Raw genomic sequence first — 14,366 nt, 5'->3', positions numbered from 1 at the left:
CTCCTCGTCATGTGGGGTCGGGAGGGTTGGGGTCGATGAAGGCGTTGCCGGTGTAGGCGCTACAGACGTCGACGTCCGCATCCTTGATGTTGAGCGCGTCGCCCTCGGGCCACTGCCCGGCGACGTAGCGCAGGCCGTCCTGGGCCAGGCGGTAGCAGCCCGGCTGGTTGGAGGCCCCGCCTCTGGCGGTGCCGTCCCACCACCACACGGCGGCGTCCTTGATGCACGTGTAGTCGTCGGGCTCGTAGAAGCAGGCCGGTACCTGGGGGTCGGTGCTGGGCACGGCGGGGATGGCGTGGAAGCCCACGTCGACCGACGTGGGGCCGAGCCGGGGCCCGGCCACCTGGATGCCAGTGAAGAGCTGGCGGATGTCGTCGTAGAAGCTGCAGGCGTCGCCGGCGTCGATGCGGGAGGCCTCGGGGTCGGCCTCGCGGTAGGCCTGGAAGCAGAGCGACTCCTCGATGGGCAGCGTCTTGATCCGGTTGGTCATGACCCACACCCGGCCGTCCCAGGTGCGCTGGTCCTGGTACTGGTTGACGCCCTGGCTCTCGGATTGCCCGTCGCCGAGCAGCACCCACTCGGGCTGGTAGCCCAGCTGGGCGGCGGCCTTGGAGTAGTTGGTCTCCAGGCCGGCGGGCCAGAGGATGGTGGTGACGCCGCTCTCCTGGAAGGCCGCCATGCCCTGGAGCGCGTAGTCGGGAGCCGTCGAGTTGTCCTGCACGTATCCCGACCGCGGGAACTGGGTCTGGTTTGACGACGGGATCTGCACGCCACAGAGCTCGCGCAGCTGGAGGAGCACCTCGTCCTTGAGGCCACGCAGCTGGGGCTGAGAGGGGTCGCTGGTGTACACCAGACCCAGCTTGCGCTCCCTGCCCTGAAGGTCCCCGCCGGCGAAGGTGGCGGTGCCGGGCTCGACGATCTTGGTGCACACGTAGGTGGCGTACTGGCGGGCCTGGACCTCGAGGGAGGGCAGATAGCCCCAGATCATGCGGGGGAACTCCTGGAAGAACGACGCCGGCCGGCCCAGGAAGGAGCCGAAGTTGAGCACGCCGCGCTCGGCCATGACCTGCAGGTAGGCGTCGTTGTTGCTCTGGCCCCGGCTGATGACCGCGAACGGGTTGACCTTGGCGATGTTGTCGATGGCGTCGGCTCGGCGGGCCTCGGGGCTGTCGTCGCTGCTGCTGAAGTAGACGTGGAACCGGACGAACCGGCCGTAGGTCTGATACCGGGTGTTGAAGTAGCGCTGCCACACCCGCAGCACCCGGACCATCACGTGCTCGTCGCTCTCTGGCTCGGCGCCGAGGTCGAAGTACTCCTGGTCTGGCGTCGTCTCGTTGCCCTGGCTGCGGGTCAGGTAGACGAAGTTGCCCTCGAGGTAGAAGAGGATGTGGACCGTCTCGCCGTCGACCCCCTGATAGGTCTCGCCGAAGTTGTCGCCGTCAAAGTGGGCCTGGCACGGCGGGGACAGCGGGTCCTCGGTCTGGCGGGGCGGGTTGCCGATGCAGTTCTTGGTGGAGGGGGACTTGCCCTCGAAGGCGACCTCGGCCGGGGGTGGCACCCGCACGTCGCCACCGATGCCGCCATCGCCCTCGCCGCCGAGCCCGCCGGCGCCCTCCGGGCCGGACGAGACGCCGAGGCCGAGCGAGGCCAGGTTGCCGTCGGCCGGGGGTGGCACGTCGTCGTCCTCGGGGGGGACCGGCGCAAGCTCGAGCGTCTGGCTGGGGTTGGGCTGCTGGAGGTTGAGCGACGAGGGCAGCACCAGGAGGGCGATCAGGATCGCCACGCCAAGGGTGCACAGGGGCGGGTACCGGCGTGCCCACGCCGGCCCAGCGCCACTCGACTTCGCAACGACCGTCTCGGCCATGGGTCCCTTCGTCGGGAGGACGCGGGGCGCCCTCTCCAGGGCCTTCTACGACGCCGCACGCCCCGGTTCCTCCCTGATCCTGCACTTTTTTCGGCAAAAGATCCGGGCGGGGGAGGAATGCGGTCGCCGACGGCGAACCTACCGTGAGAGAGCCGGCGGCCCTGGTACCCGCCCCGGTCGAACCCCACACCCCGAGGACGGACCCCATGGCCACCCAAGCTCGCAACCGACGCAGCCCCGTCACGGCCAAGAGCGGCGGCGCCCGCCCCGCAGGCGGTGCGATGGACGCGGCCCGCTTCAAGCGGGCGTTCGACCTCGTCGAGACCAACGTCGAGTCGGTCATCAAGGGCAAGGCCGACGTGGTGCGCCTTGCTCTCGTCGCCGTGTTCTGTGAGGGCCACATCCTCTTCGAGGACCTGCCCGGCACCGGCAAGTCGATGCTGGCCCGGGCCCTGAGCGAGTCGATGAACGCCACCAACAACCGCGTGCAGTGCACCCCCGACATGCTCCCAGGCGACATCACCGGCAGCTCGATGCTCGACCAGCGCTCCGGCGACCTCGAGTTCCGTGCCGGCCCGGTCTTCTGCAACGTGCTCCTCGCCGACGAGATCAACCGTGCCACGCCCAAGACCCAGTCGGCCCTCCTCGAGGCCATGGCCGAGCGGCGGGTCACCGCCGACGGCACCACCTACAACCTGCCCCGCCCGTTCGTCGTCCTCGCCACCCAGAACCCGGTCGAGCAGGCCGGAACCTTCCCCCTCCCCGAGGCCCAGCTCGACCGCTTCCTCTTCAAGCTCTCCATGGGCTACATGAGCCGGGAGTCGGAGTTCGAGGTCATGTTCGACAACGCAGTCCAGCTGTCGATCGACACCATCGAGCCCGTGATCGAGCCTGCCGAGGTGCAGGCCATGATCAGCTACGCCGGCACCGTCGAGGTGTCCGACGAGGTCGGCTACTACGTCGTCGACCTCGTGCAGGCCACCCGCAAGGACCCCTCCATCGCCGCTGGTGGGAGCCCCCGCGCCTCGATCGCCCTCCTCCGGGCGGCCCGAGTCCTCGCCGCCAGCGACGGCCGGCGCGAGGTGTACCCCGACGACGTTCGGGCCGTGCTGCGCCCGGTGCTCGGCCACCGCATCATCCTCAACCCCGACGCCATGCTCCGTGGCGACGACACCGACGCCGTGCTCGAGCGGGTCACCGCCGCCGTCCGGCCGCCCGTCTCCGGGAAGGGTCGCGCTCTGGCATCGACGGCGAGCGCGTGACGGCCGGGACCGTCCGGCCCGTCCAGCCAGGCAGCGCGCGGGCCCTCGATCGCCTGCGCGCCGCCGGCGACCGCCTGGCCGACTCCCTCGGGCCGGCGCGGCTCCGCGGGCTGTGGCAGGACCTCGAGCGGCGACTCGGGCTGACCCGCTCGGGCCAGATCGCCGTGCTCGCCGCGGTGGTCATCTGGCTGGCGGCCCGCATCGTGGCCGGCACCGCCATGTTCCTCTTCGCCTACGGCATGGTGCTGCTGCTCGTGGCGAGCTTCCTCATCGCCCCTCGCCGCCTGCGCGTGGTGGGCGAGCGGGCCGGGTTGTTCCCGCGGGCCCAGGAGGGCGACCGCCTCGATGTCGAGGTGCGCCTCACCGCCCAGCGCCGGCTGTCGACGTTCGTGATCGAGGAGCGGGTGCCCGACCGCCTCGGCTCCACCGTCACGGTGCCCATCACCAAGCTGGCTAACGGCGCCACCGTGAGCCACCGCTACGGGCTGCGCTGCTCGCGCCGTGGCGTCTACCAGGTGGGGCCGCTCGTCGCCGTCGCCGGCGACCCGCTGGGCCTCGCCGAGCGGGAGACGGTGGTGGCCGAGCCCTTCGAGCTGCTGGTGCACCCACGGGTCGAGCTGGTCTCCGACCGCCCCCTCACCCGCCAGTTCGAGGACCCGCCCATCCGCCCACCGGTCTCCAAGCCCTGGCCATCGGGGCTCGAGTTCTTCGGCATGCGGGAGTACGTCCGTGGCGACGACCTGCGCCGCATCGTGTGGCGGGCCTCTGCCCGCACCGGCAAGATCATGGTTCGCGAGGCCGAGCAGGGCATCACCGACCACGTCACCGTCGTCCTCGACACCGACCGCGGGACCCACAGCCGCGACGGCGAGGGGCTCTCGGAGTCGTTCGAGACCGCCGTGCGGGCCGCCGCCTCGCTGGCGGTGCGCCACCTCCGCGAGGGCTACGAGGTCAAGGTCGTCACCAACGGCGGGCCGCTCACCCGGCCGCTGCGGGGCTCGACCTCACAGCTCATGTGCCTCGACGCCATGGCTCGTGTGGAGCTCGACCGCCAGCCGCTCAGCCAGGCGATCAGGGGCCTGCTGTCGGGACGCCAGCGTGACGCCCACAACATCATCATCACCCCGCACCTCGGCATCGCCGAGGCCGCCCAGCTGCGGATGCTGCTCAACACGGGCGTGTCGGTGCTGGTGGTGGCCCTGCTCTGGGACAACGACGAGCACGAGGCCGAGACCGTCGGGCGGGCCGCGGGCCTCGGCTGCCAGGTCGTGTCGGTCCGGCCCGGCGACGACCTCGCCAGCGCGCTGTTCCAGGACATCGGCGCCGGGAACCGGATCTGACGTGGGAGGCCGACGATGACCCTCGTGACCGACCCCGAGGTCGAGTCCGTCGCCCCTGAAGCGACCGACCCCGACCCGACGCGCGACGTCAGCGTCGATCTCGCTGCCGCCAACGGCGGGGCACCCGACGACGAGACCACCGACGAGGCGGGCGTCCCGCTTCGGATCGCCCTCGCCGTCGCCTTCCCCACCCTCGCCGCCGCCGTCATGGTCGGTGGGATCTTCGTCGGCGCCACCCCTTACATCCACGCCGGTGTGGCGGGCGTCGCCGGCATCGCGCTGGCGGTCGGGGTGGCCCGCATCCGCCGGCCGCTCCTCGCCAACGCCGTCGTGGTGGCCGGCATCGTCGCCGTCGGCCTGGTCCTGCTCGCCACCGCCGGGGTCGGGCGCGTCTTCCAGGTCGGCGACCTGATCGCCGCCGCCGCGCGCGAGAGCAACCTGGCGCAGCCGCCGGTCCCCTTCGACGCAGGCTGGCACGCCATCGTCGGCTGGCTCATGGCCATCGTCGGCTTTGCCACCGGGTGGGTCGCCCTGGTGGTCCGCCGCCCCGCCCTCGCCCTGATCGTGCCCATGCCCCTCGCCGCCCTCGCCGGGATCAGCGTCCCCGAGGACGCCCAGGTCGCCAGCGGCGCAGCCGTGCTCGTGCTCTTCGCCATCGGCCTCGGCCTGCTGTCGTCGGAGCAGGCGACCGACCCCGACGGCCAGCGTCCCTCGATCGGCTACGAGGTGCGCAAGGCCCTCAAGGCCCTCCCCCTGATCGCGGTGGTCACCGCCGCCCTCGTCGGCCTGGCTCAGACCGACTTCTTGTTCCCTCCTCCCCTGATCGACCCGGCACGTGAGCCGCAGACCCCCAAGACGGTGCCGCTCAGCGAGGTGGAGGACCGCGTGCTCTTCACCGTCGAGTCCGAGCTGAGCGGTCCCTGGCGGATCGGCAGCCTCGACATCTTCGACTCGTCGGACAGCACCTGGAAGCTGCCACCGGTGGCCGACAGCGCCATCGAGCCCGTCCCCTCCGACGGCTTCGTCGACCGCAGCCTCGCCCCCAGGGCCCGTGCCCGCTTCACCGTCGCCGGCCTCGGCGGGGTCGTCCTGCCCGGCCTGCCCAACACCGTGGGCATCATCGCCGCGGGGCCCAAGCTCAGCTACGACTCCCGCAACGGCAACGTGCGCCTCGCCGAGGGCGAGGTCGAGCCCGGCCTGACCTACGAGGTGGCGGCCGCCGGTTTGCCCACCGTCGCCGAGCTGCGGCAGGTGACCAGTGAGCCGCCGGTGTCGGTGCGCCCGTTCACCGAGATCGGGTCGCCTTCGCCTTCCGCAGCCGAGCTCATCGCCCGTGCCGAGACCGAGCTCGACAACCGGTGGGACCGCTTCGACTTCCTCCGGACCCACGTCCTCGACAACGTCGTCGCTTCCGGCGCCGGCACCCCCGCGGCGATCACCGACGACCGGGTCGAGGACATGCTCACCGGCTCGATGACCGGCTCGCCGTTCGAGATCGTGGCCCTCCAGGGGATGTTTGCCCGGTGGGTCGGCGTGCCCAGCCGGCTGGGCTACGGCTACGACGGCGGTGAGGTCGTCAACGACATCCTCGAGGTGCGTCCCCGCAACGGCGCAACCTTCGTCGAGGTCCACTTCGAGGGCTTCGGCTGGCTGCCCGTGGTCGGCACGCCCAAGAAAGCCGAGCCCAGCGTGGGCAGCGAGGGTGAGCAGCAGCTCGACCCGAGCATCCTGCCGAGCGACGACATCGCCGTGCAGCTCTTCCTTCCGATCCTGGTGCCTCCGGCCAGCGTGCTCGGTGCCCAGGTCCTGCGGATCGCCCTCGCTGTCGCGCTGGCCGCGCTGGTGATCGGCACGGTGTACGTCCTGTGGCCGGCAGCGCGGAAGTCGATCGTGCGCTCGCGGCGTCGGTCGGCGGCACTCGCCGCCGGGCCCCAGGCGCGGGTCGCCCTGGCCTACGCCGAGTGGCGTGACGCGGCCGCCGACCTCGGCTTCGTCCACCCGACGGACACACCGCTGGCATTCCTCGAGCGCTTCCACACCGATGAGGAGCACGAGGAGCTGGCCTGGCTCACCACCCGGGCCCTGTGGGGCGACCTGCGCGACGATGTCACCGGCGACATGGCGAACACCGCCGAGGAGCTCTCCCGGACCCTCCGACGCCGGCTGGCCTCGTCTCAGCCCGCCACCGTCCGGGCGGTTGCCGCGGTCTCCAGGATCGCCCAGCGCCGGCCCTACGCCCCCGACACCGATCTCACCCAGACCGACCGCGCCCGCCTGGGCCGCCGTCGCCGAGGACAGGAGCGAACCGATGCACCGGTCCCCGTGTGAGCGTTGGGGGCGCCCTGCCGGGGTCGCCCTCGTCGCGGTCCTCTTTGCCGGGGCGTGCGTCGCCCAGGACCCCCCGGGGGTCGCGGTCGACTCCGTCGAGGCCAACCTCGTCTTCGGCGTGGGCGACCTCACCGACGCGGTGCCGCCCAACTTCGGCGCCTCCCCGCCGCCGCCTCCCGTGAGCGAGGGGCCGGCACAGACCGACGGCCGCGGGTTCCCCGACGAGCCGGCGCGCACGTTTCCCAGCAACAGCCGGTCGGTGATCGACCGCCTCCCCGCCACCCGGGCGGACCGCCCGTCATGCCCGCCGGCCGCCCGCGAGGACTTCCCCGAGGAACAGGCCGGGATCAACGTGGTGAGCGCCCCCACCGAGGGCATCTCACGCTGGAAGCGCGAGGGGACCCGCACCGTGGTCAACCCCATCGACGGGTCGACCAGCGAGATCCCCGTCGACGGCTTCGAGCGCCGCACCGTGAGCGAGGTCGAGGTGATCGAGGCCGACGCAGAGAGCGGCGAGCCGATCATCCTCGAGTACGTCACCGCCCAGCCCGACGTCACCGCCAACAGGGCGGTGACGGTGCAGACCTTCCGGGTGCGGACCAACAACCCTCCCCAGCGGGTGCAGCAGACGGAGCTGGCCGGCGACTCGCAGCGCTCGGCGGTCCGCCCCGACTCGGGTCTCCAGCTCGTCAAGATCGAGACCTTCGACGCCCGCACGGGCAACCTCCGGGGGACCTTTGAGCCCTCCCCGGCGATCAGCTACCTCCCGCTGCGGGTCAACCCCGGTGAGAGCTACACCGTCGCCGGCTTCGACGCCCGCACGGGTGCCTCGCTGACCCACGAGGCCACCGTCGTCGGCCGGGAGCGGGTCGACGCGTGCGGCGATGTCATCGACGGGTGGCGCGTCCGTGCCACCCAGACCTACACCGGCTCGATCAGCGCCCGGCGGACCTACGACTACATCGTGGCCACCCAGTTCGGCGGCGTCATCATCAGCGAGACGATCGAGACCACCACCGAGGACGGCGGCTCGATCTCGATGACGACCTCGCTCGGCCAGCTGACGCCCGACCCGCTGCCGGAGGACGACTCGTGAGCCTCGCCACCCAGCTTCCCGCGGGGTCCAGTCGACGGAAGGTCGTCGTCGCCGTCGCCCTGGTGGCGGCCCTCTTCGTGTTCACCCAGCTCGTCCTGCCCGGCAGTGGCGCCGGTCGGGGCACGCCGGCGGCGATCCTCTTCGGCGGCCTGGTCGCCGGCCTGGTCAACGCCCTCACCGCCACCGGGCTCATCCTCCTCTACCGCACGCAGCGCATCATCAACTTCGCCCAGGCGTCGCTCGGGGTCGCAGGCGCCGTGCTCGTCTTCGAGTTCGTGCGCTACACCGCCGTGCCGTTCCCGATCGCCTTCGTGCTCGGGCTGGCCCTGGCCGGCGGGGTCGGCTTCCTCGCCGGCCTCCTCGCCCTCCGCTTCGCCTCCGCCCCGCGCCTGGTGCTGACGGTATTCACCATCCTCGTCGCGGTGTTCCTCGCAGAGCTGAGCCAGTCGGTGGCGGGGCTGCCCTTCTTCCCCCCGGCCGATGAGCGCACGAGCACCGAGTTCCTCGGTATCGGCGACATCCAGGCGTTCCTTCCGTTCCCGGGGCTCAGCTTCCAGGTCGGCGACCTGCCCATCACCTTCGGCTTCGCCCACCTCTTCGCCATCTACGTGTCGGTCTTCGCCCTGCTCGCCCTGGCGGCGTTCTTCCGGTTCACCCGGGCGGGCATCGCCGTGCGCGGCCTGGCCGAGAACCGCGAGCGGGCCGCTCTGCTCGGCATCAGCGTGGGCGGGCTGTCGTGCACGGTCTGGGCCCTCTCGGGGGTGCTGGCCGGCGCCAGCGTGACGCTCACCGGGGCGCTCGTGTCGCCCGGCGCGGCGACTGGCTTCGCCCCCGCCATCCTCCTGCCGGCGCTGGCGGCGGCGGTGCTCGGCCGGATGCGCAGCCTGCCGATCACCGTGGCGGCCGCCGTCGGGCTGAGCATCTTCAACCAGGCCATGCTCTGGAGCCTCGACGACAGCGCGCGGTCGATCGTCCAGGTCACCTTCTTCCTCGTCATCGCCGTCGGCCTCTTCACCCAGCGCCGGACGATGCTCCGCAGCGAGGACGGTGACGCCTCCTCCTGGGAGGCCACCGAGGAGACCCGTCCCATCCCCGTGCAGCTGGCGGCGATCCCCGGGGTCCGGTTCACCCGCTACGCCCTGATCTTCGTCGGACTCGCGGTGCTGGTGCTCTACCCCTTCGTGGTCTCGGCTGGCGCCCAGAACCTCGGGGGCGTCATCGCCCTGCAAGCCATCGTGGTGCTCTCGCTGATCGTGCTCACCGGCTGGGCCGGCCAGGTCAGCCTGGGCCAGTTCGCCTTCGTCGCCATCGGGGCAGTGGTCGGTGGCGCCCTGAGCGGACGGGTGGGCATCCCGTTCTGGTTCGCCGCGCCGATGGCGGCCGCGGTCACCGGGGCACTCGCGGCTGCGGTGGGTGTGCCTGCCCTGCGGGTCAAGGGCCTGATGCTGCTGGTGAGCACGTTCGCCTTCGCGGTGGCCGTCCGGGCGGTGCTCTTCGAGGAGCGCTTCTTCGGGTGGCTCCTACCAGGCACGGTGCCACGGCCCCGCCTCCTCGTGTTCGACTTCGACGACGAGCGCAGCATGTACTTCCTGTGCCTGGCCAGCCTCCTCCTGGCCGTGGTCGTGGTGGTGAACCTGCGCCGCAGCCGCTTCGGTCGCGTGCTCATCGCCCTCCGCGAGAACGAGGCCAACGCCCAGGCGTTCGGCGTCTCGGCGCTGCGGATGAAGCTGTTGGCCTTCGGCGTCTCGGGGGGGATGGCCGGCTTCGCCGGCGCCGTCCTCGCCACACAGGCGGGCGCCGTGACCGCCGACTCCTTCGGCGTCCAGGCGAGCATCGACGTGTTCATCATCAGCATCTTCGGGGGAGTCAGCTCGATCCCTGGCGCGCTGCTCGGCACCGCCTACTTCCTCGGGCTCCGGTTCTTCTTCACCAACGCCCTCTTCCTCGCCTTCCTGACCGTCGGCATCCCCCTCTACCTGCTCTACGTGGCGCCCGGTGGCCTGGCCTCGCTGATCGTCAAGCTCCGCGACGCTGTCCTGCGGATCGTCGCCCAGCGCCGCCAGCTGGTCGTCCCGAGCCTGTTCGACGGCCAGGACACCGACGACCCCGACAGCCTCCTCATCCCGCTCGGCGAGCCGCTGCCCGGTGCCGGTCTCTCGGTGGTGGGCGCCCGGCGCTACACCGCCGACTCCGAGCTGTACGGGTCGAAGGCAACCCGAACCGCCACCGTGCACGTGGCCGCCGACACCGCCGCCCTGGGCGCCGCAGCCCAGGCGATGTCAGACCTGGAGCTCGAGCGCGAGCTCGACGACGACCGCACCACCGTCACCGAGGGAGCCCGATGACGACCACCGAGCAGCCCTCCCGGCCCCGGCGCGAGCAGCCGCTCACCGCCGGCGCGTCGACCGAAGTCGAGGACCGTCCCGACGATCGCCCGAATGACGTCGACCTCCCCGGCTCGGCGGGCACGCCCGACTTCCTGCAGCACGACGAGGTCGCCGACCGCCGCTCGCTGCTGGCCCGGGCCCTGGCCGACCTGCGCTCCTACGCCAGCCTGCGGGGCACCCAATACGGCCTGGCACCCGTGGTCGTGCTCGGGTCCATCACCTTCTTCCAGCGCCTCGACTCCACCGCGTTCAGCATCGCCGCGCCGTTCATCGCCCAGGAGCTGGAGATCAACATCCTCCAGCTCATCGGCATCCTCCAGGTCGTGGGCGTCTTCTCGATCCTCGCCGCCCTCGGTGCCGGCTGGTACGCCGACCGCCACCCCCGGGTGCCGTTCGTCGCCATCGGCACGTTCTTCTCCGGCCTGTTCTCCATGGCCACCGGCCAGATGCGCACCGCGTTCACCCTCGGCACCACCCTGGTGGGCGACCAGGTCGCCGACGAGGCCAGCGCCGTCCCCCGGTTCTCGCTGATCGCCGACTACTACCCGCCCCAGACCCGCGGCCGGGTCTTCGCCCTGCTGGGGATGTTCCGCAATGCCGCAACCCTGATCGCCCCGCTGGTGGCCGGCACGCTGATCTTCACCTTGGGCTTCCGGGTCTCGTACCTGTTCCTCGGCGCTCCCCTCGTCGTCCTCGGCGTGGTGGCAGCCATCGTCCTCCGCGAGCCGGTCCGGGGGTACATGGAGCGCCGCTCCCTCGGTGTCGACGAGGAGCACTCCACGGTGGAGGACGAGCCCCTCTCCTTCGCCGAGGGGTGGCGAACCGTCTTCGCCATCCGCACGGTGCGGCGCCTCTTCGCCGCCAGGGTGATCGGAGACGCGCCGCTCATCGTGACTGGCCTGTTCGTGGTGCTGTTCCTGCGCGAGGAGTACAACCTCAACGCCTTCCAGATCGGCATGGCCTTCACCCCGGCCGCCGCCGCCTCGCTCGCCGGGTCCGCCTACGGTGGCGCCATCATCGACCGCCTGCTCGGGCGCAACCCGGGCCGGGTGCTCACCGTGGTGGGGCTCTTCGCCATCCCCAGTTCGATCGGTCTGGCGCTGTTCGCCCTGCGGCCACCGCTGCTCGCCATCGTCGTGCTCCAGGCCATGATCGGCTTCGGGGCGTCGCTGACCGGCCCTGCGCTGGGTGCCATCTACTCCCAGGTGATCCCGCCCCGGGTCCGCACCCAGGGCCTCCAGGTGCTCAACCTGACGGAGCTGCCGGGGCTGGTGATCTTCACCCCCATCTTCGGGCTCATGCAGTTCGAGTACGGCTACGAGACGGTGTTCCTCTTCGCCGCTCCGCTGGTGGCGATCGGGGGCCTCGTTGCTGCCACCGCGGGCGGGTTCTTCGAGCTCGACATCCGGGCATCGTTCGCCACCGCTGTGGCCGATCGCGAGTGGCGCGAGGCCAAGGCCGCCGGTCGGGCCAAGATGCTCGTGTGCCGCGGGGTCGAGGTCGACTACGACGGCGTGAAGGTCCTCTTCGGCGTCGACCTCGACGTGGAGGAGGGCGAGATCGTGGCCCTCCTCGGCACCAACGGCGCCGGCAAGTCGACCCTGCTGCGGGCCATCAGCGGCTCCAAGGAGGCGTCGGCCGGTGCCATCGTCTTCGACGGGCGCGACATCACCCACATGCCGCCCCACGAGGTGGCCGGGCGCCGGGTCATCCACATGCCGGGCGGGCGCGGGGTGTTCCCCGGGCTCAGCGTGCAGGAGAACCTCCTCCTCGGCGGCTGGCTCACCGACGACGCCGACGAGGTCGCCCGCCGCCTCGCCGATGTCTACGAGATCTTCCCCGTCCTGGCCGAGCGGGCCGACCAGATGGCGAGCTCGCTGTCCGGCGGCGAGCAGCAGCAGCTCAGCCTCGCCCAGTCGTTCCTGGCCGACCCGAAGCTGCTGATGATCGACGAGCTCTCCCTCGGGCTGTCGCCCGTCGCGGTGGGTGCCCTCATCGAGATCGTCCGGGAGATCCACCGGCGGGGCGTGACCGTGATCGTGGTGGAGCAGTCGGTCAACGTGGCGCTGACGCTGGCCGACCGCGCCGTGTTCATGGAGAAGGGCGAGGTTCGCTTCTCGGGCCCCACCTCCGAGCTGCTGGCCCGTCCCGACATCCTCCGCGCTGTCTACGTCAAGGGCACCGGCGCCCTCACCGACGGCCCCCTGCGGGCCGGCACCAAGGTGGGAGGCGATGCAGGAGAGGTCCGCAAGGTCCTCGAGGTCGAGGGCCTGGTGAAGCGCTTCGGCGGCATCACCGCGGTCAACGGTGCCAGCTTCCATCTCGGTGAGGGCGAGGTGCTCGGCCTCATCGGCCCCAACGGCGCCGGCAAGACCACCATCTTCGACATGATCAGCGGCCAGCTGCGCCCAGACGAGGGGATCATCCGCCTCGACGGGGTCGACATCACGTCGATGAGCCCCGAGGAGCGTGCCCGCCGCAAGCTGGTTCGGCGCTTCCAGGACGCCAGGATGTTCCCGTCGCTCACCGTCTTCGAGACCCTCCTGGTGGCACTGGAGCAGCGCCTCGAGGTCAAGAGCACCGCGCTCAACGCTGTGGCGATGCCTCGCGCGCGCGCCGCCGAGCGGCGCCTGCGGGTCCGGGCCGAGCGCCTGATCGAGCTCCTCGAGCTCGGGCAGTACCGCGACGCCTTCGTCAAGGAGCTCTCCACCGGCCTGCGGCGCATCGTCGACCTGGCGTGCGTGCTGGCTGCCGAACCCCGCGTGCTGCTGCTCGACGAGCCCTCGTCGGGCATCGCCCAGCGCGAGGCCGAGGGCCTCGTCCCCCTCCTCAAGCGCATCCGGTACGAGACCGGGTGCAGCCTGCTGATCATCGAGCACGACATGCCGCTCATCTCCGCCGTCTCCGACGAGCTGGTCGCGCTCGACCAGGGTGCCGTCGTGCTGCGTGGCACTCCCGAGGTCGTCCTCGAGGACGAGCGCGTCATCACCTCGTACCTCGGCACCTCCGAGGCCGCCGTCAACCGTTCCGGGAGCCTCTCATGACCATCGGCCGCCGCCTGGCCGCCGCCCTGATCGCCGCAGCTGTCCTCCTCGCCGCTTGCGGCGGTGACACCAGCGTCGGCAGCGACGAGCTGCGCAGCTTCGAGGAGCAGGAGGCAGGCGAGGGCCGCCTCGGTGAGACCACCACGACGGCAGTCGACCTCGGCAGCGGCCCGCTCTCGGAGGAGGCGACACCCGACACCGCTCCGCCTGAGACCGCCCCACCCGCCACCACCGCGCCGCCGCCTCCGCCCCCGCCGACGACTGCCCCCGTCGACAACGCGGCCATCACCATCGCCATCCGCAGCGACGACTTCAGCCCCCAGTTCAACCCGAGCGTGGCGCGGGTGTTCGCCGGATCGGTTGTCCGGTGGGTCAACGAGGACTCCGAGGTCCGGTCGGTCAACGCCGGTGACGGGTCGTTCGCCTCCGGTGACATCGCTCCCGGTGGGACCTTCGAGCGCCGCTTCGACCAGCCGGGGATCTTCGACTACCGCGACGGAACCCGCCCCTACGTCACTGCCAGGCTCGAGGTGCTCGAGTGAGGGCCCTCACCAGCGTGGCCGCCCTCATGGCCGTGGCCGGCATGGTCGCCTGCGGTGGCGACGACGGGACCTCAGCAGCGACGCCGCTCTCCGTTCTCGACGCCGACTTCGTGCCCGCATCGATCCTCGGCCTCGAGGTGGAGGAGGAGGACGTGGAGGAGTCGCTCGACAGGCGCACCCGCACGTACCTCGACGCGGTCGGGATGTACAGCGTCCGCGACGACGAGCTGCTCCAGGCCACGCTCCAGATCAGCCGGTTCCGCGACGACGTCGACCACGACCGATCGGCCTTCCAGCACTCGATCATCACCCAGATCGGCAGCTCGGCACCCCGGGCCTACCGGATCGGTGACCGGACCGTGTGGCTCACCACCGGCAAGTCGCAGCAGGTCACGATCTGGTTCAGCGAGGGCTACCTCTACGTCCTCGGGGTGCGCGACGACTTCCGCCAGGGTCGGACCCTGCTGCGCGGCCTGCTGGAGACCCTGCCGTGAGCCGGTGGA

General features: G+C 71.5%; 9 protein-coding genes. 8 read left to right on the top strand and 1 reads right to left on the bottom strand.

Annotated elements, in window-relative coordinates; translation table 11 throughout:
• Window positions 1-7 precede the first annotated feature (7 nt).
• Window positions 8-1,864 carry a hypothetical protein gene (locus VMN58_08320; protein HUF33194.1) on the bottom strand — a complete coding sequence of 619 codons (1,857 nt, stop codon included), beginning with the start codon at window positions 1,862-1,864 and terminating at the stop codon, window positions 8-10.
• A gap of 206 nt (window positions 1,865-2,070) precedes the next feature.
• Between VMN58_08320 and VMN58_08315 the strand changes: the two genes are divergently transcribed.
• The 8 genes from VMN58_08315 to VMN58_08280 are packed head-to-tail and all read left to right on the top strand — an operon-like array spanning window position 2,071 to window position 14,357.
• Window positions 2,071-3,126: a MoxR family ATPase gene (locus tag VMN58_08315; protein HUF33193.1), complete on the top strand. Its 1,056-nt coding sequence runs from the start codon at window positions 2,071-2,073 to the stop codon at window positions 3,124-3,126.
• On the top strand, window positions 3,123-4,466 hold the full coding sequence (locus VMN58_08310; GenBank protein HUF33192.1) for a DUF58 domain-containing protein: 1,344 nt from the start codon (window positions 3,123-3,125) through the stop codon (window positions 4,464-4,466). The genes VMN58_08315 and VMN58_08310 overlap by 4 nt, the downstream gene beginning before the upstream one ends.
• A 15-nt stretch (window positions 4,467-4,481) precedes the next feature.
• Window positions 4,482-6,794, top strand: a complete 2,313-nt coding sequence (locus VMN58_08305; protein ID HUF33191.1) for a transglutaminaseTgpA domain-containing protein — start codon at window positions 4,482-4,484, stop codon at window positions 6,792-6,794.
• Window positions 6,775-7,890, top strand: coding sequence for a hypothetical protein (locus VMN58_08300; GenBank protein ID HUF33190.1), 1,116 nt, complete (start codon window positions 6,775-6,777; stop codon window positions 7,888-7,890). The genes VMN58_08305 and VMN58_08300 overlap by 20 nt, the downstream gene beginning before the upstream one ends.
• Window positions 7,887-10,235 (top strand): ABC transporter permease, encoded by a 2,349-nt coding sequence (locus VMN58_08295; GenBank protein HUF33189.1) that lies wholly within the window; start codon window positions 7,887-7,889, stop codon window positions 10,233-10,235. The genes VMN58_08300 and VMN58_08295 overlap by 4 nt, the downstream gene beginning before the upstream one ends.
• A complete protein-coding gene (locus tag VMN58_08290) occupies window positions 10,232-13,321 on the top strand; it encodes an MFS transporter (protein ID HUF33188.1) in 3,090 nt (1,029 codons plus the stop codon). The genes VMN58_08295 and VMN58_08290 overlap by 4 nt, the downstream gene beginning before the upstream one ends.
• Entirely contained in the window at window positions 13,318-13,863 is a 546-nt protein-coding gene (locus VMN58_08285) for a hypothetical protein (protein HUF33187.1), read from the top strand. Before VMN58_08290 ends, VMN58_08285 begins: the two co-directional genes overlap by 4 nt.
• On the top strand, window positions 13,860-14,357 hold the full coding sequence (locus tag VMN58_08280) for a hypothetical protein (GenBank protein ID HUF33186.1): 498 nt from the start codon (window positions 13,860-13,862) through the stop codon (window positions 14,355-14,357). Before VMN58_08285 ends, VMN58_08280 begins: the two co-directional genes overlap by 4 nt.
• Window positions 14,358-14,366 lie beyond the last annotated feature (9 nt).

The sequence above is a fragment of the Acidimicrobiales bacterium genome (assembly GCA_035512495.1).
In the GTDB taxonomy this organism is placed as follows: Bacteria; Actinomycetota; Acidimicrobiia; order Acidimicrobiales; family CADCSY01; genus DATKDW01.
This window is presented reverse-complemented; position numbering and strand designations above follow the sequence as displayed.